Annotated in this window: 22 protein-coding genes and 1 pseudogene; 11 read left to right on the top strand and 12 right to left on the bottom strand. The window is 65.3% G+C overall.

What is annotated here, in order from left to right:
- Window positions 1-208 precede the first annotated feature (208 nt).
- Window positions 209-595, bottom strand: a complete 387-nt coding sequence (crcB, locus tag AC628_RS19790) for a fluoride efflux transporter CrcB (RefSeq protein WP_074128478.1) — start codon at window positions 593-595, stop codon at window positions 209-211.
- Between the two features lie 244 nt (window positions 596-839).
- Window positions 840-1,439: a superoxide dismutase gene (locus tag AC628_RS19785; protein ID WP_074128460.1), complete on the bottom strand. Its 600-nt coding sequence runs from the start codon at window positions 1,437-1,439 to the stop codon at window positions 840-842.
- A 164-nt stretch (window positions 1,440-1,603) separates the two neighbouring features.
- Between AC628_RS19785 and AC628_RS19780 the strand changes: the two genes are divergently transcribed.
- From AC628_RS19780 to AC628_RS19770, 3 genes and pseudogenes are all read left to right on the top strand, one after another.
- On the top strand, window positions 1,604-2,134 hold the full coding sequence (locus AC628_RS19780) for a GNAT family N-acetyltransferase (protein ID WP_074128459.1): 531 nt from the start codon (window positions 1,604-1,606) through the stop codon (window positions 2,132-2,134).
- A 248-nt stretch (window positions 2,135-2,382) separates the two neighbouring features.
- Window positions 2,383-3,768 (top strand): annotated as a pseudogene (locus AC628_RS19775) (MATE family efflux transporter).
- Between the two features lie 136 nt (window positions 3,769-3,904).
- Window positions 3,905-4,348 (top strand): DUF2147 domain-containing protein, encoded by a 444-nt coding sequence (locus AC628_RS19770; RefSeq protein WP_074128458.1) that lies wholly within the window; start codon window positions 3,905-3,907, stop codon window positions 4,346-4,348.
- A gap of 181 nt (window positions 4,349-4,529) precedes the next feature.
- Here AC628_RS19770 and AC628_RS19765 read toward each other — a convergent pair whose 3' ends face one another.
- Both AC628_RS19765 and zigA read right to left on the bottom strand, forming a co-directional pair.
- Window positions 4,530-5,681 carry a DUF3095 domain-containing protein gene (locus AC628_RS19765; RefSeq protein WP_074128457.1) on the bottom strand — a complete coding sequence of 384 codons (1,152 nt, stop codon included), beginning with the start codon at window positions 5,679-5,681 and terminating at the stop codon, window positions 4,530-4,532.
- 260 nt (window positions 5,682-5,941) lie between these two features.
- Window positions 5,942-7,144 (bottom strand): zinc metallochaperone GTPase ZigA, encoded by a 1,203-nt coding sequence (gene zigA / locus AC628_RS19760; RefSeq protein WP_074128456.1) that lies wholly within the window; start codon window positions 7,142-7,144, stop codon window positions 5,942-5,944.
- Window positions 7,145-7,403: 259 nt separating this feature from the next.
- Here zigA and AC628_RS19755 point away from each other — a divergent pair, with 259 nt between their 5' ends.
- On the top strand, window positions 7,404-8,069 hold the full coding sequence (locus AC628_RS19755; protein ID WP_074128455.1) for a DUF2278 family protein: 666 nt from the start codon (window positions 7,404-7,406) through the stop codon (window positions 8,067-8,069).
- A gap of 198 nt (window positions 8,070-8,267) precedes the next feature.
- On the opposite strand, the gene htpG is transcribed toward AC628_RS19755, so the two are convergent.
- The 3 genes from htpG to AC628_RS19740 form a co-directional block, all read right to left on the bottom strand.
- A complete protein-coding gene (gene htpG, locus AC628_RS19750; RefSeq protein ID WP_074128454.1) occupies window positions 8,268-10,133 on the bottom strand; it encodes a molecular chaperone HtpG in 1,866 nt (621 codons plus the stop codon).
- A gap of 86 nt (window positions 10,134-10,219) precedes the next feature.
- Entirely contained in the window at window positions 10,220-11,026 is an 807-nt protein-coding gene (locus tag AC628_RS19745) for an MBL fold metallo-hydrolase (RefSeq protein WP_074128453.1), read from the bottom strand.
- A 60-nt stretch (window positions 11,027-11,086) separates the two neighbouring features.
- On the bottom strand, window positions 11,087-12,067 hold the full coding sequence (locus AC628_RS19740; RefSeq protein WP_074128477.1) for a helix-turn-helix domain-containing protein: 981 nt from the start codon (window positions 12,065-12,067) through the stop codon (window positions 11,087-11,089).
- Window positions 12,068-12,244: 177 nt separating this feature from the next.
- Between AC628_RS19740 and AC628_RS19735 the strand changes: the two genes are divergently transcribed.
- Window positions 12,245-12,763: a sigma factor-like helix-turn-helix DNA-binding protein gene (locus tag AC628_RS19735; protein WP_245321235.1), complete on the top strand. Its 519-nt coding sequence runs from the start codon at window positions 12,245-12,247 to the stop codon at window positions 12,761-12,763.
- 53 nt (window positions 12,764-12,816) lie between these two features.
- On the opposite strand, the gene AC628_RS19730 is transcribed toward AC628_RS19735, so the two are convergent.
- From AC628_RS19730 to AC628_RS19720, 3 genes are all read right to left on the bottom strand, one after another.
- Window positions 12,817-13,761 (bottom strand): ABC transporter substrate-binding protein, encoded by a 945-nt coding sequence (locus AC628_RS19730; protein WP_074128451.1) that lies wholly within the window; start codon window positions 13,759-13,761, stop codon window positions 12,817-12,819.
- Window positions 13,762-13,828: 67 nt separating this feature from the next.
- Complete coding sequence (locus AC628_RS19725; RefSeq protein ID WP_074128450.1) at window positions 13,829-14,866, bottom strand: ABC transporter permease subunit; 1,038 nt, start codon at window positions 14,864-14,866, stop codon at window positions 13,829-13,831.
- On the bottom strand, window positions 14,859-16,382 hold the full coding sequence (locus AC628_RS19720; protein WP_074128449.1) for a sugar ABC transporter ATP-binding protein: 1,524 nt from the start codon (window positions 16,380-16,382) through the stop codon (window positions 14,859-14,861). The genes AC628_RS19725 and AC628_RS19720 overlap by 8 nt, the downstream gene beginning before the upstream one ends.
- Window positions 16,383-16,633: 251 nt before the next feature.
- Between AC628_RS19720 and AC628_RS19715 the strand changes: the two genes are divergently transcribed.
- A complete protein-coding gene (locus AC628_RS19715; RefSeq protein ID WP_074128448.1) occupies window positions 16,634-17,248 on the top strand; it encodes a glutathione binding-like protein in 615 nt (204 codons plus the stop codon).
- Window positions 17,249-17,285: 37 nt separating this feature from the next.
- Here the strand turns inward: AC628_RS19715 and xylB are convergent, their stop codons facing one another.
- Window positions 17,286-18,731 (bottom strand): xylulokinase, encoded by a 1,446-nt coding sequence (xylB, locus tag AC628_RS19710; protein WP_074128447.1) that lies wholly within the window; start codon window positions 18,729-18,731, stop codon window positions 17,286-17,288.
- A gap of 471 nt (window positions 18,732-19,202) precedes the next feature.
- Entirely contained in the window at window positions 19,203-20,300 is a 1,098-nt protein-coding gene (locus AC628_RS19705) for an asparaginase (protein WP_210190234.1), read from the bottom strand.
- Between the two features lie 224 nt (window positions 20,301-20,524).
- Here AC628_RS19705 and AC628_RS19700 point away from each other — a divergent pair, with 224 nt between their 5' ends.
- From AC628_RS19700 to AC628_RS19680, 5 genes are all read left to right on the top strand, one after another.
- Window positions 20,525-21,697: an acyl-CoA dehydrogenase family protein gene (locus tag AC628_RS19700; RefSeq protein WP_074128476.1), complete on the top strand. Its 1,173-nt coding sequence runs from the start codon at window positions 20,525-20,527 to the stop codon at window positions 21,695-21,697.
- An 89-nt stretch (window positions 21,698-21,786) separates the two neighbouring features.
- Entirely contained in the window at window positions 21,787-22,401 is a 615-nt protein-coding gene (locus tag AC628_RS19695; RefSeq protein WP_074128445.1) for a TetR/AcrR family transcriptional regulator, read from the top strand.
- A gap of 299 nt (window positions 22,402-22,700) precedes the next feature.
- On the top strand, window positions 22,701-23,870 hold the full coding sequence (locus tag AC628_RS19690) for an OpgC domain-containing protein (RefSeq protein WP_074128444.1): 1,170 nt from the start codon (window positions 22,701-22,703) through the stop codon (window positions 23,868-23,870).
- Between the two features lie 64 nt (window positions 23,871-23,934).
- On the top strand, window positions 23,935-24,645 hold the full coding sequence (locus AC628_RS19685) for an alanyl-tRNA editing protein (protein WP_074128443.1): 711 nt from the start codon (window positions 23,935-23,937) through the stop codon (window positions 24,643-24,645).
- Between the two features lie 144 nt (window positions 24,646-24,789).
- Complete coding sequence (locus tag AC628_RS19680) at window positions 24,790-26,301, top strand: ATP-binding protein (protein WP_074128442.1); 1,512 nt, start codon at window positions 24,790-24,792, stop codon at window positions 26,299-26,301.
- Window positions 26,302-26,316 lie beyond the last annotated feature (15 nt).

Genomic DNA, 26,316 nt, shown 5'->3' with positions numbered 1-26,316 from the left:
TGGCCTCGGCGTCGCGCATCAATTGAGATTTGGGGTAATGGGTCCTGGCCTTCGTCAGGACGACGGTGGTGGATGGTCGCGATCCCGCTGCCACACCACCGGTGTCCCGGAATCCATTCATCCATCCGATGCGCCGCCTGATGGATTGCGGGCTCTCGCTTCGCGAGCCCCGGAATGACGACGGAGAGTGATCGCCGCTAACGTCGGCTCAGGTCAAATGCCGCACGATCGCCAATCCGGCGAACAGCCCCATGATCGACAACGCCACAGAGCCCGCGACATACAGCACTGCAAGCCCGAGTTCGCCGCGCTCATAGAGCAGCGCGGCGTCGAGCGAGAACGCGGAGAAGGTGGTGTAGCCGCCGAGGATGCCGGTCATCAGGAACAGCCGCCAGGGCTGCGAGGCCTCGCCCTTGAAGGCGAGATAGCCGGCGATCAGGCCCATCACGGTCGAGCCCGTGATGTTGATGATGAAAGTGCCGTAAGGAAATGCGGTGCCGATGCAGCGCGCGCAGGTGACGTTGATCAGGTGCCGCAGCATCGCGCCAAGACCGCCGCCGAAGAACACCAGAAGATAGCTTGCCGCGTTACCCACCAATGCCCCCGCTGGTGTGTGAAGAAGCTTGAGCAGCCTTGCTCAAAATTCACCCTCCCCTGGAAGGGGAGGGTCGGTTCGCATGAAGCGAAGCGGAATGCGAAACGGGGTGGGGTGATCTCCCGGGCACGGACAGTATCGCGCCCGGATAGACCGTCACCCCACCCCGCCGCTCATTTCATTCGCTTCACCTCCCCCTCCAGGGGTGGGTGAAGGACCGTTCGTGAAAGTGCGATCAGAACGCTTAGCCGGCCTTGCCGAACAGCTCGTCGACGTAGTCCCAATTGACGAGATTTTCGACGAACGCCTTCAGATAGTCCGGACGGCGGTTGCGGTAGTCGATGTAGTAGGAATGCTCCCAGACGTCGACGCCGAGGATCGGCACTGCGCCGTGGACCAGCGGGTTCTCGCCGTTCGGGGTCTTGGCGACCTCGAGCTTGCCGCCCTTGACCTGCAGCCAGGCCCAACCGGAGCCGAACTGGCCGGCGCCGGCGGCCGCGAAGTCGGTCTTGAACTTCTCGAAGCCACCGAGGTCTTCGTTGATCTTCTTCTCGAGCCGGCCGGGCAGCTTGCTGCCGCCGCCGTTCGGCTTCATCCACTTCCAGAAGTGGATGTGGTTGTAGTGCTGACCGGCATTGTTGAAGACGGCCGCGTTCTTGCCGAACGAACCCTTCACGATCTCCTCGAGGGACTTGCCTTCGAATTCGGTCCCCTTGATCGCGTTGTTGCCGTTGGTGACGTAGGCTTGGTGATGCTTGTCGTGGTGAAACTCCAGCGTTTCCTTGGACATATAGGGCGCAAGGGCGTCGTGGGCGTAGGGCAGATCGGGTAGCGTGAAGGTCATGGGGTAATGTCCAACAGAGGGTGGGAGACTACACTTAACGGGTCCCCCTTATAGAAGGTTCCACGGCGGAGAAACACCGCATTTTCTGATCGGCTATGACAGATCGGCACAGCCGAAAGCCAAGTCCAAAGCCAAGACCAAAGCCAAGACCAAGGACCCAGACGATGAGCATCGAAATCGACATTCTCAACGGAGATGCGTCATGGCCGCGCGCCGAGCCCCTGCTCCGAATGGTCTGGAGCCCGGAGGTCATGCAGAACAAACCGTGGGCCGACATCAAATGGGCTCACGCGGATTTGCGCGTGCTGCTCGACGCGCCCGATGACGGCGGGCTGGCCTGCCATGTCGGTATCTATTTCCGGACAATCACCTGGAATGGCCACAAGGTGCATGTCGGCGGCATCGGCGGGGTCTCGACCCGCGAGGACTGCCGGGGGCGCGGCTACGCGTCACTCGCGCTCGACGCCGCCGTGCACACCATTCGTGCCAACGATGCGGTGAAATTTGCAATCTTATTCTGCGAGCCGCACAATTTCGCGTTCTACCAGGCACGCGGCTGGCATCCCTTCACCGGCGAAGTTACGTGTGAACAGCCCGCGGGGAAGATCCGCTTCGAGGCGATGGCGCCATTCGTCAACGACATCGTGCGCGCGCCGCGCCAGGGCAAGATCGACCTATGCGGCCTGCCGTGGTGACCCCTGCGCAGGTGCGGGTGGCCTGAATAAGCCACGCACTTTAGCATGTCGATCATCATTTATTGATTCCGAGATGATCAGTTGATGTCCCGTCGTGGCCACATCGGCAGCAGGCCCCCTCTCCCGCTTGCGGGGGTGTGTTGGGGTGGGGGCTCTATCCACGAGTTATTCCGTGGAGAGAGCCCCCACCCGCCACGCGCTGCGCGCGCGTCGGCCTCCCCCGCAAGCGGGAGAGGCGAAGCAAGCGCATGACCATTGAAGCCTCGATCGACGACGTCAGCCCCGCCGCGGCCGCGCCTGCGGTGCCGGTCGATCATTTGCTGACGGCACCGATCCTGCCGACGCTGCTCAAGCTCGCGGTCCCCAACACCATCGCGATGTTCGGCTCGACGCTGGTCGCGGTTGCCGAGACCTCTTATATCGGCCGGCTCGGCACCGAGCCGCTGGCTGGCATCGCACTGGTGTTTCCGTTCGCGATGCTGAACCAGATGATGTCGGCGGGCGCGATGGGCGGCGGCGTCTCGTCGGCGATCAGCCGCGCGCTCGGCGCCGGAGATCGAGCGCGTGCCGCCGACCTCGCGCTGCATGCGGCGATCATCGGGGTCGGCCTCGGGCTGTTCTTCACTGTGATGATGCTGGGCTTCGACAGCAGCTTCTATGCTCTGCTGGGCGGACGCGGCGGCGTGCTCGAACAGTCCTTGCACTATTCGCAGGTGCTGTTCTCCGGCGCGATCTCGATCTGGCTGGTCAACACGCTCGCCTCCGTGGTGCGCGGCACCGGCGACATGCGGATTCCTTCGATGACGCTGATCACGGTTTCGATGATCCAGATCGCGGTCGGCGGCGTGCTGGGGCTCGGGCTGTTCGGCTTGCCAAGCCTAGGCATGCGCGGCGTCGCCTCCGGCTAGCTCACGGCCTTCACGTGCGGTGCAATCTTCCTCGCCTGGTATCTCGCCTCCGGCCGCAGTCGGCTGAAGCTCGACTTCGCCGCCTTCAGATTCCAGCGCGTGATGTTTCTCGACATTCTCAAGGTCGGCGCGATCTCCTGCCTGTCGCCGCTGCAGAGCGTGCTGACCATCCTGATCTTCACCAAGATCCTGGCCGGCTTCGGCACCGAGACGCTGGCCGGATACGGCATGGGCTCGCGGCTGGAATTCCTGCTGATCCCGATCGCCTTCGCGGTCGGCGTCGCCTCGGTGCCGATGGTCGGCATGGCGATCGGCGCAGGATTTGTCACGCGGGCGCGCAAGGTGGCGTGGACCGCCGGCACGGTCGCGGGCCTCGTGGTCGGACTGGTCGGACTTGTGGTCGCAGTCGAGCCGACGCTGTGGATCGCACTGTTCACCAGCGATCCCGGCGTAACAGCCGCGGCTTCGTCCTATTTCGCACTGGCCGGCCCTGGATTCGGCTTCTTCGGCGTCGGCGTCTGCCTGTACTTTTCGTCGCAAGGCGCCGCCAAGGTCGGCGGGCCGGTGCTGGCCGGGACCATCCGCCTGCTGCTGGTCGGCATCGGCGGCTGGTGGCTCGCCACCGTGAGCGCGCCGGCGTGGACACTGTTTGCGCTGGTCGGAGCGGCGATGGTGGCATTTGGCCTCGCCACCATCATCTCGATCCGGCTGACCCGCTGGGGATAGCGTCGCCTTGCCTGAGCAAGACGTCCACGGAAATAATCTACAGAATTTTTTGGATCATACGCGCCTGATCGCGCGAATATGACATTGCAGAAATCTTTCGAATTGTTATGCAGGCCGACCTTTTGGGGAACAAGCCATGGCCTGCAGACTGGGATTCGTGATCGCAATCATTGCGGCGGCACTTGCCGTGCCTGCCGCGCGTGCACAGAGCGCGCCTGAGCCTTTCGGCGTCTGGCAGACCCAGGCCGGCGATGCCCACGTCAAGATCAGCAAATGCAGCGGCGGCATCTGCGGCGTGGTGGTGAGCCTGCGCGACCCGATCGATCCGATGACCGGCAAGCCCCAGGTCGACAACAAGAACCCCAATCCGTCGCTGGCCAACCGGCCGATCATCGGGCTGCCGTTGTTCTCCGCCATGCAGCCGGTTGCGGCAGGCAAATGGTCGGGCCAGATCTACAATGCCGACGATGGCGGCACCTATGCGAGCAGCGTCTCGGTCACCGGCGAGAGCACGCTGCGCGTCGAAGGCTGCGTCGGCGCGCTATGCGGCGGCGAGACCTGGACGCGGGTGGGGAAGTAATCTGACAGCTGAATGGCCGCCGCTCCCCTTCCCGCCCTTTCGCGGGGAAAGGGTTGGGGTGAGGGGCTGTTGCCGCGTCAACGGTAGCAGTGACACTCGCGGAGGCTCCCCCTCACCCGTCATTCAAGCTTCGCTTGAATGACGACCTCTCCCCGCAAGCGGGGCGAGGTGAAGAACAGCGCTACGCCGCGCGTGCCTTGAGCACGGTGGCGGCGGAGGCGTAACCGCCGCGGGCGCCGTCGATGAAGTGAACGTGGTCGGCGCGCATCACCGACGGCGTGAAGCAGGTCATCATCGCGGCATCCTGCTCATGCAGGCCATAGCGCACGATGCCCTGCGCAGCTGCGGCAACGAGGCGCTGCTCGAGCTCGGCGGCGAGCTCCGGCGTGCAATCCAGAATCATGCGCAGGCCGTCGTCGAATTTGCGGAAGTCGGAGTTCTCGACCACCTGCTGCAAATAGAGCTTCGGCGCGAACTTGCCGACCTTGAGGCCGAGCCGAAACACGACAAAGGCCCAGAACGCAAAACCGAGCACCGCGGCGCGCCGCATCGCAAGCGGCCCCCCGAACCTCTTGGCACGCGCTTCGTATTCGATTCCCTGCGGCGGAAAGCGCAGCGGCGGGCCGCCCGGCGGCACCGGCCGTCCCGCATCGGGACTTTTCTCGACGCGCACGACGATGTCCTCGATCACCTTGCGGAAGGAAGCCGGATCGGCACCCTTCGCCGGCAACACCAGCACCGAGAGGATGACGCCGCGCGCTGACGGCATCACCTCGAAGCGGCAGGACAGGCCGGACAGATCGGGCTGCGTGCCCGGCGGTGCCGGATCGACCGCGAATTCGCCGCGCTTCATTGCGGCGTCGGCATAGGCAAGACCGCCGCCGGTGAACATCGCGTAGGAGAGATTGGCCGACGGCCCGAAACGCGCGACGCGCACATCGGCACCCGCGGCGCGGATCGCTGTGATCGGCACCAGCGCCACCCGCAGCACCAGGTCGAGATCGTCGCGCACCCAGCGCGCGGTCGCAGCCAGCGCCTCGCGCGCTCGCTCGAGATCGGCGGGCGCGACCGCGAAGCTCGCGCCGTCGCCGCCGAACACGAAGGGAAATTCGCGGCCATCGAGCGCATTGGTGACCGAGGCGACCACCGCGGCGCCGGCCATGTTGACCGCCTTGTAGCGCTGCGCCGCGATCGCCTTGGTCGACTCGACGATGTCGGCGACGCCGACCGTCCAGTCATCGGGCAGCGGCACATACAGCGCCGGATCCATCAGGCGCGCGAAGCCGCGAAACACCGGAATGCCGCCGTAGAATATCTCGCTGCCGCCAGCCATCGCAACGCCGTGTTGTTTCCGCCTGCTGCAGGATTCTCTAGCAGATACGCCGTGGATTGTGACGGGGTTTCCCGCTCGGAGCCTGAACCTTCCGTCACCTGAGGAGCGCGCCTTGGCGCGCGTCTCGAAGGGTCGACGGCCCGACTGGCACCACGAACGGATGGTGCCTCGTAAAGACATCCCGGGGCCGATTCATCCTTCGAGGCTCGCAAGAGCTCGCACCTCAGGATGACGGGGACAATGGGCGTGTCTCTATCCTCTCACGCCGCCTCGCCCGCCCGTCGCCAGGGCGGAAACGGATCGCGCAGCGCTGCCCAGGCCTTCGGGTCCATGCCGGGCTTGCCGGTGACGAGGCAGGCATCGAGCCGGCGGCGAATGTCGTCCTCGTTCATGCCGGAGCCGATGAAGACCAGCTCCTGGCGGCGGTCACCGTAGAGATCGTTCCAGCTCCGCTGCATCATCAGCTGCCAATCCGGATGATCCGGCCAGCGCTCGCGCGGGATCGCGGCCCACCATGAGCCGAGGCCTTCGGTGCGGACGATCGCGCCGGCCTGGCTCATCTCGCCGCACCAGTCCGGGCGCGTCGCGATCCAGAAATGGCCTTTGGCGCGGATCACGCCCTGCCAGCTCTCCCGCAGGAAGCCATGAAACCGCACCGGATCGAACGGGCGCCGTGCGCGATAGACGAAGCTCGTGATGCCGTATTCCTCGGTCTCCGGCACGTGCTCGGCAAAACCGTAGAGCCTGTGCCAGAGCGGATGCTGCTGCGCCCGCTCATGGTCGAAACGGCCGGTGTCCAGCACGCGATCGAACGGGACCTGTGCAAAGCTCGCCTCGACGAGGTCGGCGTCGGGATTGAGCGCGCGCACGATGGTGCGGGCCGCTTCGCGCTCAGCCGGCGTCGCCGCATCGACCTTGTTGAGCACGACGACGTCGGCGAACTCGATCTGCTCGACCAGGAGATCGACCAGCGTGCGCTTGTCGCCATCGAGCGCCTCGCCGCGCGCGCTGAGGAAATCGGTCGAGGCATAATCCTTCAACAGATTGGCGGCGTCGACCACCGTGACCATGGTGTCGAGCCGCGCCACGTCGGACAGGCTCGCGCCATCTTCATCGCGAAACTCGAACGTCGCGGCGACCGGCAGCGGCTCGGAGATGCCGGTCGATTCAATCAGGAGATAATCGAACCGGCCGCTCACGGCGAGCGCGCGCACCTCCTTCAGCAGATCGTCGCGCAGGGTGCAGCAGATGCAGCCATTGCTCATCTCGACCAGTTTTTCGTCAGTCCGGGACAGGTTCGCACCGCCATCGCGAACGAGGTCGGCGTCGATGTTCACCTCGCTCATGTCGTTCACAATCACCGCAACCTTTAGGCCGTGGCGGTTGTTCAGGACGTGGTTCAGCAAAGTGGTCTTTCCAGCCCCGAGGAAGCCGGACAAGATGGTGACGGGGAGTTTTTGCATCGAGATCAAACAGTTGCTGAAGGGATAGGCGACGGCGGGACATGGGCATTCGCGTGTATGTAATGTTATAACATAACATCAATAGCCAAGAGCTTTGTCAAGATCGGAGCTGTCTTCAGCCGAGACGGCGGCTTCCCGCACGCGCGCGCCGGCGCCGTCACGAAAAGGCGCCGCACAAATGTGGGTCGCTTCACGCGCGCGTCTGATCTCAGGTTGTAGGTTGGAAAAAATGCTCGCTTGAACCGGAAAGGATCGCGCCGTGACCCTCGCCTACGGATTCGTCAAGACCAAGGTAACCTCCGAGCCCAAGCTGAAGCCGTCGCATCACGGGCACGAGACGCAGTATCACCTGCACTGCAATCTCGACGTCGACGGCGAGCAATGGGACGTTGCCATCAATGTCGGCACCAATGACGCGGACGACTTGCTGAAATACAAGCTGGTGTTCGACTTCCGCCATCCGGTCATCCAGACGCTTGCGGCCGCAGCCGCCGGCTCGCAGGATCTGACCGGGCAGAAGAAATTGCCGGCGCTCGACTTCCTGCGCAGCGATCTGCTCGACAATACCGGCAAATGGCGCGACAGCGACGTGATGGACGGCTCCGAGGACACCGAGCCGGCGGCGACGCTGAAGCGGCTGCTGTCGCGCGCGCTTCAGGAGAGCCGCGACGTCTATATCTTCGGCCGCTTCTACGCGCAGGGCGACGGCCTGCACGACGTCCATCTCAACCAGGGCTCGAGCAAGGGCTTCATCCATCGCCCGGGCGATGATTCCAACGACCACAACGACATCTGGCAGGACGGCGCCGTCATGGTCGATCTCGGCGAGCCGGAATGGGCGGCCTACGTCTCGGCCTTCACCCAGCAGCTGGTGCCGACCGACGATCTCGGCAATCCGCAGCCCGACGCGACCACGATCGGCTGAGCAGCAGCCGGGCGCGGATGGAGCGAAGCGAAATCCTGGGCATCTGCTGGCAACTGGCAATGCTCTTAGCCCCGTCATGCTGAGGAGGCCGCGTAGCGGCCGTCTCGAAGCACGACGGCCCCGCTGCAACAGCGCAGCCGTACATCCTTCGAGACGCGCTACGCGCTCCTCAGGATGACGGGTTGAGAGAGCTACACACTAGGCCTTCACCAATCCGCGCAGCACGAGCTGGTTCATGCGGCTGGCGAAGGCGGCGGGGTCGGCGGGCATCTCGCCGTCGAGGATCTGCGCCTGCTCGAACAGCAGGAGCGAGAGATCCTTGGCCTGCGCCGTGTCGGTCGCGAGCGCTGCGACCAGCGGGTGGCGGAGATTGATCTCGAGGATCGGTTTCGTGATCTCGCCGCGGTTCTGTTGCGCGAGCAACCGCTCCAGCGCACGGTCGCGCGCATCACCCCCGGCGACCAGGCACGACGCGCTCGAGGTCAGCCGCTGCGAGGCGCGGACGTCCGAGACACGCTCGCCCAGCGCATCCTTGATCACGGCGATCGTGGTCGCGGCATCGGCTGCGGGCTCGTCCTTCTTGTCTTGCTTGTCGTCGACGAGCGGAATCAGGCCGAAATCGACATCGCCCTGGCTCAGCGACTTCAGCGGCTTGCCGCCAAAATCGATCGGCGCCGAGGTCCAGAACGCATCGACCGGATCGGTGAGCAGCAGCACCTCGATGCCGCGGGCGCGCGCCGATTCCAGCTTCGGGTTCGATTTCAGCCGCTCGACGCTGTCGCCGACCAGGTAATAGATTTCGGTCTGGTTCGGCTTGAAGTCGTCGACATATTGCTTCAGCAAGCGATTCTCGCCCGATGTCGTGGTGAAACGCGCCAGCGCCAGCAGCTTCTCGCGGCGCTCGAAATCCTCCCACAGGCCTTCCTTGATGACCGGGCCGAACGCGTCCCAGATCTTCGCGAAGGTCTCCGGCTCCTTCTCACCCAGCGTCTCGAGCTCGCTGACGACGCGGCTGGTGACGGCTTTGCGGATCTGCGCGAGCTGCGGATTGTTCTGCAGCATCTCGCGCGAGATGTTCAGCGGCAGATCCTCGCTGTCGATCACACCGCGGATGAAGCGCAAATAGGCCGGCAACAGCTCGGCATCGTCGGCGATGAAGACGCGGCGGACATAGAGCTTGACCTTGCCCTTGCGCTCGACCTGGAACAGGTCGAACGGCTTTTGCGACGGCGCGAACAGCAGCACGGCGTAAGACTGCCGGCCCTCGGCGCGGTAATGCAGCGTCATCGCCGGCTCGTCGAACGCACCTGCGATCTGCTTGTAGGCCTGCGCATAGTCTTCCGGCTTGAGCTCGGATTTCGAGCGCTGCCACAGCGCGCTCGCCGAGTTGATCTGGCGCGGCTCGGCCTCCTCCGGCACCAGCAGGATCGGAAACTGGATGTTGTCGGAATATTCGCGGACGATGCGCTCGATCTCGTAGGCCTCGAGATATTTGGCGGCGTCCTTCTTCAGATGCAGCACGATCTCGGTGCCGCGCGCGACGCGGCTAGCGGCCTCCTCGCTTGCGGGGGCGATCTCGAAACCGCTGCCGCCCTCCGACGACCACACCCACACCTCGTCCGAGCCGGCGCGGCGGCTGGTGACGACGATCTTGTCGGCAACCATGAAGGCGGCATAGAAGCCGACGCCGAACTGGCCGATCAGATTGGCGCCGTCCTTGGCCTCGGTCAGCTTCGACAGGAACGACCTGGTGCCGGAGCGCGCGATGGTGCCGAGATTGTCGATCAGCTCTGCACGTTCCATGCCGATGCCGGTATCGACCACGGACAGCGTGTCGGCCGCCTTGTTCGGCACGATCCTGATTTCAGGCGGCGTGCCGTCGGTGATCAGGCCGGGATTGGCGATCGCCTCATAGCGCAGCTTGTCGCAGGCATCAGACGCGTTCGAGATCAATTCGCGCAGGAAAATATCGGTCTCGGAATAGACCGAATGCACCATCAGGTGCAGCAATTCGGTAACCTCGGCCTGGAACGGCTGGGATTCGGCGGCGGCAGTTGTGGTCATGCGGAAAACTCGGACAAATCTGAAGTGGCGGGAAAGCCCTGATATAGCGCGATCGCGCCGGCTGGCAAGCCAAGCGCGGGGAACCGTCAGTCCGAGATCGCGGCGATATAGCGCTCGACGGAACGGTCGAACGCCGCCTTGGCATCGGAGGGGATGTTCTTGCCCCACCAGGCGCCGTAGATCCGATCATACGCCAGCGGCGCGACCGCGCGCGCGATGCGGCGGACCGCTGATGCATTGAGCGGAATGTAGTTCGGATAGGAGTACATGAAGCTGACCGAGCGGCGATCCATCGCCACCATCGCGATGTCGCCGGTCAACAGCGCACCGCGCCCGTCGGCGCCCTTGCCCCAGTGCAGCATGGTGGCACCGGCGAAATGTCCGCCGCCGCGCACCAGCAGGATGTCGTCGGAGATGCGATGGCTGTCGCCCTGCCAAGGCACGATCGACCGATAGGGCCGCGTCACCCATTGCGTGTCATCGCCGTGCAGATAGACCGGTGCGTCGTCGAACGCCGCGCTCCAGTCGGCAACCGCGCCATAGTAATGCGGATGCGAGATCGCGATCGCCTTCAGCCCGCCGAGCGATCTGACATACGCGATCGCCTCGGCGGTCGCCAGCGGCACGCAGTCCCACATCACGCAGCCGCCGCGATCCGGCACCAGCAGCGCGCGCTGCCCGATCGCGAACGACGGCTCGAGCGCCAATCCGACGAGGCCGAGATCGTCGCGCCAGACCAGCTTGTGCCGCTCTGCGAGCTGCTCGCGGGTCAGCCACGCCTGCCCGTTCCAGTTCACATATTGCCGCTCGTCCTCGCAGATCGGGCAGCACGGCGGCGGCGCCGCGGTGTCGGGAAATTGAGCGCCGCATTGTTCGCAGGACCAAAGAGACATTTGGATCGCACGCGTTGGGGTGAAGCCAGATCCCTGCTCTACGTCAGCAGCGGAAGACGTTCAATGCCGGCGCCCCAGCTCCATCTGCATCTCCGCCGGAGCCACGCCGAACTTCCTGCGGAACGAACGGTGGAAATAGGACAGGTCGTTGAAGCCGACCGTGTAGGCGATGTCGCTGACCTTGCGGCCGGCGCCCTGTTCGTGCAGCAACAGCCGGCGCGCCAGCAGCAGGCGCTGCTCGAGCACGAATTCCGAGAAGGTGGTTCCTTCCGACGCGAACAGGCGTTGCGCCTGCCGCGTGCTGAGCGCGTTTGCCTTTGCGACGGCCTCGATCGTGAGCTTGCCATTGTCGAGATTCTTCAGGACATCGGCCTTCATCAGATCGAACCGTGCCTTCGCCACGCCATCGCGTGCCGCCAGTTCCTTCTGCTCGGCGCTGCTGCCGAGCACCAGACCGACGAGATCAGCCAGATGATGCGCCGCCGCTTGCTGGCCCGGCACGTCGAGATCGCCGGCGAGTTCGGTGCATAGCGCGGAATAGCGCTCGATCATCGCACTCATGGCAGGATCGCGCCCGAGCCGGCGCGCCAGCTGCGTCTCCGCTGACGGGGCGACCTGGAGCAGGAGGCGCCGCGGAAACCGCGTGGTTGTAAAACTGCCGGACTGGGTGAGATCGGCGGTGCCGACGATGTTCATCTCGGTGAGGCACATCTGGCCGCGTTTGATCTCGATCGACTTGCTTGCTTGTGTGACCTGCACCGTGCCGCGGGTTGCGAAGATCAGCACAAGGTCGTCACAGCCATCGTCCAGAAGCGCGCGGGTCCGCGCGAAGCGGGCCGAGCCGCCGCGCGGGGTCGCGATGGCAACCGTATGCAGCAGCGTGAACTCGTTGTGGCAATCGATGCGGTTATCGTCGGTCGGACCGACGTCGAGCCGGCAGAAGCCGCGGCAAATGCCCTCGCGCCACGCCTCATAGGCCGGCCCTTTCGCCAGCCCGTGATGGAAGATCGAGAAGCGGTTGGGCACCTGTGTCTCGGACATGATCCGTGCTCCGAACGCCCGATCGACCACGACACAGACGCGATCGATCGCTTGCTGCCCGGCGTTGGCATGTCGTTCCTGTCCCTACGCTTGGCGCGACGGTCCACGACTCCGGCAGGGAGCCTGATACCACTCCGCCGATTGACGGTAAAGCTATTCACGAGATGCAACCCTATGATGCGAAGCGCGAAAGCCGGGAATAAAACGGCGCAGCAGTTTCGTGACGCCGCACTGCCCTGGCTCGACGATGCCTATGCGTTCGCCCAGGTCCTGATGCGGACCGAGGCGGATGCCGAACAGGCCGTGCAGGAGTGCTACCAGCGTGCACTGCGCCTGTTCGACGGCCTTCGCGGTCCGGCCGTCAGGCCGTGGCTGCTCGCGATCCTCAAAACCGTCTGCCAGGAAAAACTTGGCGAAGCGCTCGGCCGCCCGACGGACGATGTCGGCAACAAGGAAAAGTCCGGCCGGCGTGCCATGCCGACAATCCGGCAACTCGTCGATGACCTGCCCGCGCCGCTCGGCGAGGTCATCGCCCTGCGCGAAGTGATCGATCTCACCTACAAGGAGATCGCCGAGGTCACCGGCGTTCCCGTCACCACCGTGATGTCACGGATCGCGGAGGCCCGCGGCCTGCTGCTCGCGGCGCGGCGAGCAGGACAAGCGCTCCATGCCTCACCGGCGGCGCGTCAAAACTGACGGTCCACCGCGCGAACGCCTGATGAACCGCCGACGCGCCCATGCCGTGCGTGCTATTGCGAACGGTTCGAGGTCCAGCCCTTGTATTCAGCGATGTTGTCGCGCGTCACGAGCTTTGACGGCAACAGCTCGACGGTCGAGGTAGGCTTCTGGCCGTTGAGCAGGCCGACGCCGATCTGCACGGCGCGGCGCGCCATGAAGAACGGATCCTGCGAGGACGAAGCCTGGATTTGCGGCGAAGCTGGATCCTTGAGCGCGGCCTCGATGTCGGGCGCGCCATCGACCGCGGTGATGACGATGCCGTTGCGGTTCTGCTGGCGCGCGGCGAGATCGGTGCCGATCGCCTGCGGGTCGTTGATGGCGAAGATGGCGTCGATCTTGGCGAAGCGGGTTAGATAACCCTGCGCCACGGTGAGGCCGCCTTCGCGCGAACCCTTGCCGTCCTGGTCGCTGGACAGCACCTTGATGCCGGGACTTTTGCCGAGCACGTGCTTGCAGCCGACCACGCGATCGATCACTGCGGAAACCTGCGGCCCGTTCTCGATGATCACATCGCCCTTGCCGCCCAATTTGTCGACGATGTACTGGCAGGAGATCTCACCGGCCTGGACGTTGTTGGTGGTGACCGTGGCATCGGCGCCTTCGGCCGTGGTGTCGACCGCGACCACGATGATGCCGGCGGCCTGCGCCTTCTTGATCGCGGGGCCAACGGCCTTGGGATCGCCGGGATTGAGCAGGATCAGATCGACGCCGGCGGCGATGAAATTGTCGATCTGGGTCACCTGCTTGCCGAGGTCGTATTCAAAGCCGACCGTCGTGATCTTGACGTTGGGGTTGGTTTTCTTCGCCTCGAACTCGGCGCCCTTCGACAGGGCCACGAAGAACGGGTTGCCCAGCGACCCCAGCGAGATGCCGATCGACTTCAGCTCCTTGGCGAAGCCCGGGGCGCAGCTCAGCGCGACCGCGATGGCAGCACCGGCGAATGAGATCGTCTTCATTGGCTTCCTCCCTGGTCTGTTTGAAGCTCCGGCACGGCGACCAGTGACCGCGCCAGATTGTTGTGGCTCAGGTGCGCGCCGAGCCCTGCAACCGGTAGCGGTCGAGCGCCACCGCGCCGATGATCACGAGGCCCTTGATCACGTACTGCCAGACGTCAGACACGCCGGTGAGGATCAGGCCGTTCGACAGCACGGCGATGATCAGCGCGCCGACCAGCGTGCCCCAGATCGAGCCGATTCCGCCGACAAAGGAGGTGCCGCCGAGGATCACGGCGGTGATCGCATCGAGCTCATAGGACTGGCCGAGCTGCAGGCCATTGGCGGCGTAGAGCCGCGCCGCCTGCATGGCGCCGCCGAGACCTGCGAGCAAGCCCGACACGCCATAGACGAACAACAGCACGGCCCAGACCTTGATGCCGGCGAGCCGCGCGGCGCTTTCATTGCCGCCGACCGCGTAGATGTGCACGCCGAGCACGGTGCGCCGCAGCCCCAGCCAGGAGACCACGATCACGAGCAAGGCGATCACCCAGAGCCAGGGGATCGACAGCACACCCGGAATGAGCGTCAGCGAACCGTTGCCGATGAAGGCATAGGGAATCTCCGAATTGAACACCGTGGTGTCGGCACCCAGGAGGCGCGCCACGCCGCGCACGGCGGTGAGCGATCCCAGCGTCACGATGAAGGGCGGCAGGCGCAGCAGCGCGATGAAGCCGCCATTGAGGATGCCGAAGACAGCGCCCGTGAGCACCGCGGCCGGCAACCACAACGCGCCGAAATCGGGAAATTTTGAGATGATCAGCCCGGCCATGGCCGAGGCCGCCAGGATCGAGCCGACCGAAAGATCGATGCCGCCGGTGAGGATCACGAAGGTCATGCCGGCCGCCAGCACAGTGTTGACGGCGGCCTGCTGCACCACGATGCCGAGATTCTGCGCGGTGAAGAAGCGGCCGTCCGACAGCAGGTGAAAGCCGATACACAGCAGCACCAGCACCGGCAGCATGCCGGCCGAGCGGATCAAGAGCCGGGTGCGCTGGCGCCTCGTCTCCTGCGCGGCGACGAGGCCGGGCGCGGCGGCGGCCTTCGCGGAAGCCCCGTCATCAGGCATCGAGTTGCTCCATTCCGGTTGCGAGCGCCATGATCTGCTCCTGGTCGAGCGGCGCCGTCGCCGTTCGCTTGATCTCACCGGCAATCGATCCGGCGCGCATCACGATGACGCGGTCGCAGATGCCGATGATCTCGGGCAGGTCGGACGAGATCACCAGCACCGCCGTGCCCGACTTCGCGAGATTGTCGATGATCGAATAGATCTCGGACTTGGCGCCGACATCGACGCCGCGCGTCGGCTCGTCGAGGATCAGCACCTTGGGCGTGGTCGCAAGCAGACGCGACAGCAGCACCTTTTGCTGGTTGCCGCCGGAGAGGCTACCTGCCGCAACGCGAATGTCGGCGGCACGGATGCCCAACGCCGCGAATGCCTTCCGTGCCCGGTCGCGCGCCTTGTCGCGGTCGAGGATTCCGCCAAGCCGCGCATCGCGGCCCAGCACCGCGAGATTGATGTTGTCGAGGCAGGACATGTCGAGGAACAGGCCGAGCGCCTTCCTGTCCTCGGTGAGATAAGCAATGCCCGCCTCCAGCGCTTCGCCCGGCGTGCTTATGTCGACGGTGCGTCCTTCGATCTCGACATGGCCGCCAGTCTTTGCCGCGGCGCCGATGATCAGGTGCGCCAGCTCGGTGCGGCCGGCGCCGACCAGCCCGGCGAGGCCGACGACCTCGCCGGCATGCACGGTCAGCGAGCAACCCTTGACCCGCCGTCCGTCGGCGATGTCGACGGCCGCGAGCACCGGCGCGCCGTGCAGTGCGAGCGGATCGTGCTCCTTCTTGTAGAAGGACGAGACGTCGCGCCCCACCATCAGGCGGACGATGGTGTCGGCGCGGATCTCGGGCTTGTCGAGCGAACCGACCAGCGTGCCGTCACGCAACACCGTGACGCGGTCGCCGAGCGCGTAGACCTCGTCCATGCGATGCGAGATGTAGATGATGGCGAGGCCTTCGGCGCGGAGCCGGCGGATCAGGCCGAACAACCGCTCGCTCTCGCCCGCCGACAGCGCGGTGGTCGGCTCGTCCATGATCAGGATCTTCGAGCGGGCGTGCAGCGCACGGGCGATCTCGACCAGCTGGCGCTGGCCCATCGACAGACCTGCGACCAGCGTCGACGGCGCGAAGTCCGCGCCGAGCCGTTCGAGGATCGGGCCGACGCCGGCCTCCATCGCCTCGCGCGCCAGCATCCCGAAGCGCGAGACTTCGCGGCCGAGATAGATGTTCTGCGCAACGCTGAGATTGGGCGCGAGCGACAGCTCCTGATAGATGATCGAGATGCCCGCGGCGCGGCCGGCGTGCGGGCCGTTGAAATGCACGGGCTTGCCCTCGATGCGGATTTCGCCGCCCGGATCCGGCCGGTAAGCGCCGGACAGGATCTTCATCAGCGTCGATTTGCCGGCGCCGTTCTCGCCCATCAGCGCGTGGATTTCGCCGGGATAGACCGTAAGGTCGACGCCGCGCAATGCCTTGATGCTGAAGAAGGACTTGGAGACCCGGCGCATCTCGAGGATCGGGTCGATCATCTTGCCTCCCCCACCGCGCCGACGGCGTTGCGTCGCACCCGAAAGTTGCTTTCAGTTCCTCGCGCGCGTCGGCGCATTAAACAAAAGGCCGCAGCGCAGGGCAATAGGTTCGGGCGATATGCGAGCTGGGAACCGGAGCGGCAAGGTAAAGCGAATTTCGCGATTGCGTCCCGGCCGAACGTTCGCCCATTCTCCTTGTTGGCGCGCAGCTCCCCCGATGCGCCGGCGCCGGAGGCAGGAAAGATAGTGGCATGAAGCTGTACTACGCGCCGGGCACGATCTCGCTGATGCCCCATGTCGCCCTGCTCGAGAGTGGTCTTTCCTTTGTCGGCGTCAGAGTCGATGAAGCAAGCAAGACGATGGCGGATGGCGGAGACTATCGAACCATAAACCCGCTGGGATACATACCGGCTTTGGTGCTCGATGATGGTAGCGTCCTGCTCGAGGCAGCCGCGATCGTCCAATACATTGCGGACCGCGACCCGGCCAGAAGGCTCGCGCCATCGCACGGAACCGTCGAGCGGGCGAGGTTGCAGGCCTGGCTGAACTTCCTCTCCAGCGAGTTGCACAAGGGAGGTCTCGGCCCGTTGTTTTACACCGCGCTGGACGAACGGGCGAAGGACGTTTTCCGCCAGCGGCTGACGGCGCGCTTCGCCTTTCTCGACCAGCACCTCTCCACCCGCGCCTATCTGCTGGGCGAGAGCTACTCCATTGCCGACATCGGCCTCTATGCGATGACGGGCTGGACGCCACGCGTCGGCTTCGATATCGGCGCCTACCCGAACCTGGCTGCGCATTACGCCCGGATCGCCAATCGCGACGCCGTGCGTGAAGTTCACCGGATCGAGGGACCCGTTCCGGCATAACCTTCGGGCGGTGAATATCAAGGACGCACTGACTTCGTCAGCGCCGTGGCCGGTACAGGCTGCGCCATTTCGGCAGCCGCTCGGCGTAAGCCTCCGCGAGCGAGCGGTCGGGTTCAAACGTCTCGACTCGCTGCGGCGCCGTGCAGACGGCCTCGACCGGCTCGCCGCTGACCGCGAGGCGCCCGAGCCGCGCGGCGCCGAACGCGGCCCCGGTTTCGCCATCGGCAAAGCGATGCACCGGAATGTCGAGCACATTGGCCAGCACCGAAAGCCAGAACCGCGACCGCGAGCCGCCGCCGATGGCATCCACCGCAGTGATCGCCATGCCGCTATCGGCGAGCACGTCGCGGCAATCCGCCAGCGCGAACGCGACGCCTTCGAGCACGGCCTGCACGATCGCGTCGCGATCGGTGCCGTGGCTGAGACCATCGAGCATGCCGCGCACATCGGGATCGTCGTGCGGCGTGCGCTCGCCGGACAGATAGGGCAGAAAGCTGACAGGCGACGGCGCTGTCGGACGTTCTCCGAGCGGCGCCAGCAATTCGGCCTCGGAGGCCTGCAACGGCTGCGCGATCCAGGCGAGGCACGACGCCGCCGAGAGGATCGCGCCGGCCTGGATCCACATCCCCGGAACGGCATGACAGAAGGTGTGCACGGCGCGCTCGGGGTTGGCGGCGATCGCACGGGTCGGCACCAGCAGCGCACCGGAAGTTCCGAGCGAGACAAAGGCAGCATCGCTCCCGATCGCGCCGATGCCGACCGCGCCCGCCGGATTGTCGCCGGCGCCGCCTGCGATCATCGGCGGCTTGTGCATGCCCCAGCGCTGCGCCAGTTCACGCGAGAGCCGCGCGGCCGGTGCGCAGCCCTCGACGAGACGTGGCATCTGGCGGCGCGACAGGCCGGTCGCGTCGAGCGCGGCGTCGGACCAGTCCCGTCGCGCCGCATCAAGCCACAACGTTCCCGAGGCGTCCGAGATGTCCTCGATCGCTTCGCCCGTCAGCACCAGGCGCAGATAGGCTTTCGGCAGCAATACAAGCCTGGTGGCCGCGAAAACCTCAGGCTCGTGCCTGGCGACCCACAGCAGCTTGGGCGCCGTGAAGCCCGGCATCGCCTTGTTGCCGGTCGTCGCCCGCAAGGCCGGCCAGCGCTGCTCCAGCTCGCCGCATTCTTTGGCCGAGCGCCCGTCGTTCCAGAGAATGCACGGCCGCAACGGCTTCCTATCGGCATCGAGCAGCGTCGCGCCGTGCATCTGGCCGGACAGGCCGATGCCCTCGACAGCAGCCAATTCGGCCGGATGATCCGCCTTCAACGCGTCCAGCGTCGCGAAGGTGGCATCGATCCATTGCGCCGGATCCTGCTCGCTATGGCCCGGACGTGGTGAGGCCACCGTCAGCGGCTGGCTGCGGCTCGCCACCACGCGCTGCGCTTCGTCGACGAGAACGGTCTTGACCGCCGAGGTGCCGAGATCGATCCCGAGATACATGGTGCCTCGTGTCTATGGGATATGAGGTCAGATTGAAACGATCTCGCAGCAAACCCGCTGCGCCTCTCCCGCAAGCGGGGGAGCGTAGGCCGCCTTTGGCGGCCGTCTCTAAGAGACGCCGAAGCCAAGCTTCGGCTATGTCGCATCGCAGATGCAATCCGGGTGGGGGCTCTCTCCACGTTGTGACTCGCGGAGAGCCCCCACCCCAACCCTCCCCCCGCAAGCGCAGGGCTATCGCATATGGAAAAACGCGAGGCGCGATCGATACTTGTGAAAAACGCTTTCGAGAAGCGCTGCTCAGTCTTCGCGGTTCGATTCCGTTTTGTTCTCGATCCGATTCCGCGGCTTGGCTGCGCCGCGCAAGCACACCGCTGAATAAGCCGCAGAAGAGACTCGGGATTTCCATATGCGATAGCCCTGCCCGCAAGCGGGAGAGGGAGCCCGACAAATGTGCTCACTTCACATCGCCGATCAAGGCTGCGCGAACGCCTGCTGCACAGCGCTGGGGTCGGTGATGCCGTTGGCGATCAGGAGTTCAAGCAGGACGCGCGCCTTCTGCGGGTTGAGGTCGAGCGAGGCTGCAAAGCCGAGCTTGTCGTCCTCGACCTCGACGTTGCGGTTGACATAACCCGAGCCGACCCGGCTCGAGCGCACCACCACGACGCCCTGCTTCGCTGCCGCCGCCAGCGCATCGATCGCGCCTTTCGACGAGTTGCCGTCACCGACGCCGGCCAGCACGATGCCCTTGGCGCCGCGCTTGACCGCATCCTCGACCTCAGCGGCATCCATGTTGGCGTGCGAATAGATGATGTCGACCCGCGGCAGTGGCGCCGCATCCGGCAGCTTCAGCTTCGCACCTTTGACGAGCGCGGCCGGCTGCAGGAAGCGCAGCGAGCCGGTGTCGACATAGCCGACCGGCCCGGCATCGGGCGAGCGGAACGTCTGGACGCTGGTGGTATTGGTCTTCTGCACCCAACGCGCGCCATGGATGGTGTCGTTGAGCACGACCAACACGCCGCGGCCGCGGGATTCCGGCGCCGAGGCGACCCGCATCGCATCGTAGAGATTGGCCGGCCCGTCGGCGCCGATCGCGGTCGACGGCCGCATCGATCCGACCAGCACGATTGGCATATCGGTATCCAGCACGTTTTGCAGGAAGAAGGCGGTCTCCTCCATCGTGTCGGTGCCGTGCGTGATGACGACGCCGTCGACCTCCTTGTCGTCGATGGCCGCGCGGATGCGCTTGACGAGGTCGAACCAGACCTTGTCGTTCATGTCCTGCGAGCCGATCGAGGAGATCTGCTCGGCCGAGATCTCGGCGAGCTTGTCGATGCCCGGAATGGCCGCGATCAGATTTGCGGCACTTACCTTGCCCGAATCATAGGCATTGCCGGCGCGTGCATTGGCTTGCCCTGCGATCGTGCCGCCGGTGCCGAGCACCAGCACCTTGGCCAGTGCGGTTCCGGAGGCCTGTTGTGCCGATACCGGCGAAGCAAGCCCGATCATAAGGGCTGCGGCGAGCCCGAGGATCGTAAGTGCGGAACGGGTCGATCGAAGCGGGTGCAGCATCATTTCTTCCCCAGTGACAAATGAACTACTCACAACTGGTGGTTTTGTCGCGCAAGAAATGGACAAACTTGCGGCGGAAACGCCGCCGGCAAGGTCTCCCTGCCGATCTCGCGTGCGTCGCGTCGTCCGACCCGCCGCCTTGTTCTTCGGCGCGTGCCCAAATTCTTGACATCGCCGGGATGACGGCGCAGATTTTCGAATATTCTTCGAATTTTGGTACTCCCATGCACTTCGAGCTTCCCGACGATCTTCGCGTCCTGCAAAGCCGGATGCGCGAGTTCGTACGCAGTGAGCTTCAGCCCCACGATGCCGCGATCGAGGCAACCGGCATGGTGCCGGACCGCGCGATGGCCGGCCTGCGCCGGATGGGATTGTTCGGCACCAACACGCCGACGCAGTTCGGCGGGCTCGGCCTCTCGATGCTCGGCAGCTGCATCGCGATCGAGGAGCTCGCGAAGGCGCACATCGCCTTCTACTATCTGAGCGGGGTGAACGTTCATATCGGATCGAAGGCGATCGAGTTCTTCGCGCAATCAGCGGTGCGCGACCGATGGCTGCCGGAGCTCGCCGGCGGGCGTGTGATCGCCGCCTTCGCGCTGACCGAGCCGGACGCGGGATCGGATGCGGCCCGCATCCGGACCCGGGCACGGCGGGACGGCGATCATTACGTGCTCGACGGCCGCAAGACCTACATCACCAACGCACCGGTCGCCGGCGTCTTCACGGTGTTCGCCACGCTCGATCCGTCCAAGGGCGCGAAGGGCATTGCGGCCTTTGTCGTCGATGCGACAACGCCGGGCCTCTCCATCGGCCGCGCGGTCGAGATGGCTGCCGGGCGCGGTTCTGAACATGCCGAGGTGATGTTCGCGGGCTGTCGCATTCCGCGCGAGAACCTGCTGGGCCAGGAAGGCGACGGATTCGCGATCGCGATGCGGTGCCTGGATGCCGGGCGCACGCATTGGGGCGCCTATTGCGTCGGTGCGGCCAGCCAGCTCCTGGACTATGCGCTGGATCACGTCTCGGTGCGCGAGACATTCGGACGCAGGCTGCGCGACCATCAAGGCATCGAATGGCAGATCGCCGACATGGCGAGCGCGCTGCATGCCGCGCGCCTGGTCGCCTATGAGGCGGCCTGGCGCTACGACCAGGGCGATGCCGCCGCCCGCACCGCCGCAGCCGCGCTGTCCAAATATACCGGCGCCGACATGGTGCAGCGCGTGGCCGACATGACCATGCAGCTGTTCGGTGGTGCCGGTTATTCCAGGGACCTGCCGATCGAGCGCATCTGGCGGGAGACGCGAGTGGTCCGCATTCTCGATGGCACATCGGAGATCATGCGACAGATCATCGCCCGCAACGCGTTCCGCAGCCATGAGCGGCGGAACACCCCGATCTGACCGGCAATCTTACGCTGTATCCCGTCGCAATAGCGCTTGTGTTCCGATCGCGCTGCCTTACTGTTTTTGCGGGACGCGAGGAGACGACCGTGGCTTCGGGGACGACGCTCAAGCTCAAGCAACAACGCAGCCGCGAACGGCGCGAGCAGATCCTCTCGGCAGCGACCAAGCTGTTCGGCCAGCGGGGCATCGACGGCACCTCGCTCACCGATGTCGCCGCGGTGGCGAAAATACCGCTCTCCAGTATCTACGACTATTTCGAGGACAAGCGAGCGCTGGTGCTCGACGTGCCCGCGGGCAATTTCGAAGCGCTGTATCAGAAGACCGAGCCGCTGCTGGTGAAGGGCGGCGACCCGGTCGAGCAGCTTCGCATCATCTTCCTGACCAACTTCCAGTACATCAAGGACAACCCGAGCTGGGGCCGCGTGTTCTTCCTGGAGATATGGCCGAGCGTGCTGGCCGCCGAACCGCGAGTGAAGAAAGCGGTCGACAAATACGCTCTGCGCTATGTGCAGCTGATCAAGCAGGCGATCCGCGCCGGCACCTATCGCCGCAATCTCGATCCCTACACGGCGATGTCGCTGATGATGGGCGGGATGTGCCACCTCACCGCGGTCTGGCTGCTCTACGGCCGCAAATACGACCTGGTGAAGAAGGGCAGGACGCTGTTCACCACGCTGCACAACGGGTTCGTCCAGCATTAGCTGATGACTCGGCTCTCGTAGGATGGGTGGAGCGAAGCGATACCCATCATCGCTACTCTGGCACAGAGTGATGGGTTTCGCTTCGCTCTACCCATCCTACGCACTGACGTGTAGCGTCCGGGGCATCCACGTCTTAACTTCGGCGGCCGGAACGGTTTGATCCAAATACATCGCGTTGGCCGGTTGTCGACGCAGCCCCTTCCGCAAAACCAATACACAGCCGTCGAAACCATGTTCTAGTATCACGCGGTGGGCGACCCGCGACCGGACGCGCGGGCACTTGGGATGGGAGCGAACCGATGGACGTCAAGGCTGTTCTGCCGCCTCGTGGCCGCGACTACCGGCTCGATCTGCTGCGCGGCTTCGCCAACTGGGCGATCTATCTCGATCACATCCCGAACAACGCGGTGAACTGGATCACGCAGAAGAATTTCGGCTTCAGCGATGCCGCCGATCTGTTCGTCTTCATCTCCGGCTACACCGCGTCCTTTGTCTATGCGCGGATGATGCTGGAGCGCGGGACCGTGATCGGCGCCACCCGCCTGATCAAGCGGGCCTGGCAGATCTATGTCGCGCATGTCCTGCTGTTCGTGATCTACATCGCCGAGATCGGCTATCTCGCCCAGCGCTATCACGACCCCAATCTGCAGAACGAGTTCAACGTCGCCGGCTTCATGCACAACCCGGCGGAGACGCTCTATCAGGGCCTGATCCTGGCGTTCAAGCCGGTCAACATGGACGTGCTGCCGCTCTACATCGCGCTGATGCTGGTGTATCCGGTGGTGCTGTGGGCGATGCTGCGGAAGCTAAATCTGACGCTGCTGGCCTCGTTCCTGCTCTATCTCGCCGCACGCCATTTCGGCTGGAACCTGCCGGCCTATCCGGGCGGCTCATGGTATTTCAATCCGTTCTGCTGGCAGTTCCTGTTCGTGTTCGGCGGCTGGTTCGCGCTCGGCGGCGCAAGCGAATCGATCACCTTCATCCGCTCGCGCGCCTTCCTGTGGCTCGGCGGCGCCTATCTGTTGTTCGCGCTGGTCATGACCCTGGCGGGCCGCTTCCCGGAGCTGGGCCAGGCGATGCCGGCCTGGCTGTATGACGCGTTCAATCCGAACGACAAGACCAACCTCGCGCCGTATCGCGTTCTGCACTTCGTCGTGCTCGCCTTCTTCGTCACGCGCTTCCTGCCGCGCGAATGGCCCGGATATGAATGGCCGGTGTTCCAGCCCATCATCAAATGCGGCCAGCAGTCGCTGGAGGTGTTCTGCACCGGCGTCTTCCTCGCGGTCATCGCGCACGTGGTGCTGGTCGAGGTCTCCGGCAGCCTCTGGATGCAGATCGTGGTGAGCTTTATCGGCATCGTGCTGATGACGCTGCTCGCCTATTACCGCTCCTGGTCAAAGAAGGTCGACAAGGCGCCGCCAAGAACCGCGGCAGCGCAGGCGCCGATGGCCGCGAAGCCGGCGGAATAGTCGGCAGGCCTGTCGAGGGCGACGCGGGTGGTCAGCGCCGCTGCGCATGCGCTAGAGTGACGGCATGTCCGCTGCCTTCACCCATGACCATCCCGACATCCTGCAACTCGAAGCCGACGTGCTCGACGCGCGACCCGGCGCCATTCTGGTCGAACGTTCGCCGTTCTTTCCCGGCGGCGGCGGACAGCTGGCCGACCGCGGGATTCTGCGATGGTCCGGCGGCGAGCCGCCGGTGACCGGGCTCGCGCGTGACGAGCGCGGCCTCTGGCATTTGGTGCCGGGCGACAGCGAGATCTCCGGCAAGGTCATGCTCGAAGTCGAGCCGGCGTTTCGCGCACTGATGTGCGAGCTGCACACGCTCGCCCATGTCGTCAACGCGCTGGTCTATACGCGGTTCGGCGGCGCGCTTCTGACCGGGGCACAACTCAATGACGACGGCACCTTCCGCGTCGATTTCGATCTGCCCGGCGCCGACAACGAAGCGCTGCGGGCGCTCGAGGCGCCGCTGAACGACATCATCCGGCAGGACCTCCCCGTCAGCGCCGCCTTCATGGCGCATACCGAGGCGCAAGCCATCCCCGGATTGTTTCGCAGCAAGGCTGTCGCGCCACCGGTTGGGCCGGACGGGCTGGTCCGGATCGTCGAGATCCTCGGTCTCGACCGGCAGGCCTGCGGCGGCACCCATCTGGCCTCGACCGGGCAGTCCCGCCCTGCGCGTATCGTCAAGATCGACAACAAGGGCCGCCAGAACCGCAGGATCAAGGTCGCGGTCTGAGCGGCTCCGGCAAGTCTTGCACCAAGCAATCCTTACGCCATCCACGGCCCGGCCGTGCCTGGGGATGATGTTGTTCGGTTCGCTCGACGGGGCGCGATCGGCTTGTTAAGCCGCGTCTCCGCAAGGACGATTTGAGTCGGGGACATGACCGTAGCGATCGAGATGGGACAGACGACGGCCGGCGCTTCGGCGGCCATCGACCTCGAGGAGCTATTGGCGACGCGCCTGCTGGTGCAGGGCAATTCGGGTTCCGGCAAATCCCATCTGCTGCGCCGGCTGCTGGAACAGAGCGCGCCGTGGGTGCAGCAGACCATCATCGACCCCGAGGGCGACTTCGTGACCCTGGCCGAGCGGTTCGGCCACCTCGTCATCGACGCCGAGGACCACACCGAGCGCAGTTTGCAGGTCGCCGGCGAACGCGTGCGCATTCATCGCGTCTCCACCGTGCTCAATCTCGAGGGGCTCGACGCCGAGAACCAGATGCGGCGCGCTGCGGCCTTCCTCGGCGGAATGTTCGAGGTTCCCCGCGATCATTGGTATCCGATGCTGGTGGTGGTGGACGAAGCGCAACTGTTCGCGCCGGCGGTCGCAGGCGAAGTGTCCGACGAGGCGCGCAAGCTGTCGCTCGGCGCGATGACCAATTTGATGTGCCGCGGCCGCAAGCGCGGGCTTGCCGGGATCATCGCGACCCAGCGACTGGCGAAGCTCGCCAAGAACGTTGCGGCCGAGGCGTCGAATTTCCTGATGGGCCGCACCTTCCTCGATATCGACATGGCGCGCGCCGCCGACCTGCTCGGCATGGAGCGGCGGCAGGCGGAAGCCTTCCGCGACCTCGAACGCGGACAGTTCATGGCGCTGGGCCCTGCGCTCTCGCGCCGTCCGCTGGGCCTTCGCATCGGTCCAACCGACACGCAGCCGCGCAACGCGGCGCCGCGCTTGATGCCGCTGCCGGAAGCTGCACTCGAAGACGCACGCGCCATCATCCTCGCAGCCCCGCCGCCAGAAACAGCGGCCAGGCCGCCGCGCCGGGCGCCGGCACCCGACCTGCTCAGCCAGTTGATGGCCGCCAAGCCGACGGCGCCTGAGATCGATCCCGAGACTGCGGAACCACCGCCGAGCGCCGAGCAACTGGCCGAGCGGCGTGAGCGGCTGGATCGCATCCTGCGCGCGATTCTCGCCGAGCCCGACGCCGGCTTTCGCGCCATCAGCGTGCTCTATCAGGAGTTCGTGGTGCGCTGCCGGATCGAGGGACTCGGCGCCGTGGTACCGGAGCTGACCGACTTCCGCCGCATGCTGACGCGCGCCCGCGCCGGGCTCGGCACCGAGATCGCGGAAGACGACGCCTGGCAGGATGTGCAGCTGCGCGCTGCGATCCTGCCGGAGGATATGCAAGGCGTCTTCATGATGATCGCCCGCGCCGCGAAGGAAGGCTGGCCCTGCCCGAGCGATGCCGCGATCGCCCGCGCCTATGGCACGCATTCGCTGCGCCGGGCGCGGCATCTTCTGACCTATATCGAGGAGCAGGGCCTGATCGTCTGCCAGCTCGACGGCGCCGGCCGGCGCAGCGTGACCCTCGTCGAGCTCGCCTGGGCGACGGCCGCAGCCGACCCGAATGCCGACGACGTGGCGGCGGAGGCGACGAGCTCGCCGCTGTGATCGAACAGTGAGCCG

Origin of the sequence: Bradyrhizobium sp. NAS96.2 (genome assembly GCF_001908235.1) — a bacterium.
Classification (GTDB): domain Bacteria; phylum Pseudomonadota; class Alphaproteobacteria; order Rhizobiales; family Xanthobacteraceae; genus Bradyrhizobium.
Note: the sequence above shows the minus strand (reverse complement) of the source record. Positions and strands in the feature narration are given on the sequence as shown.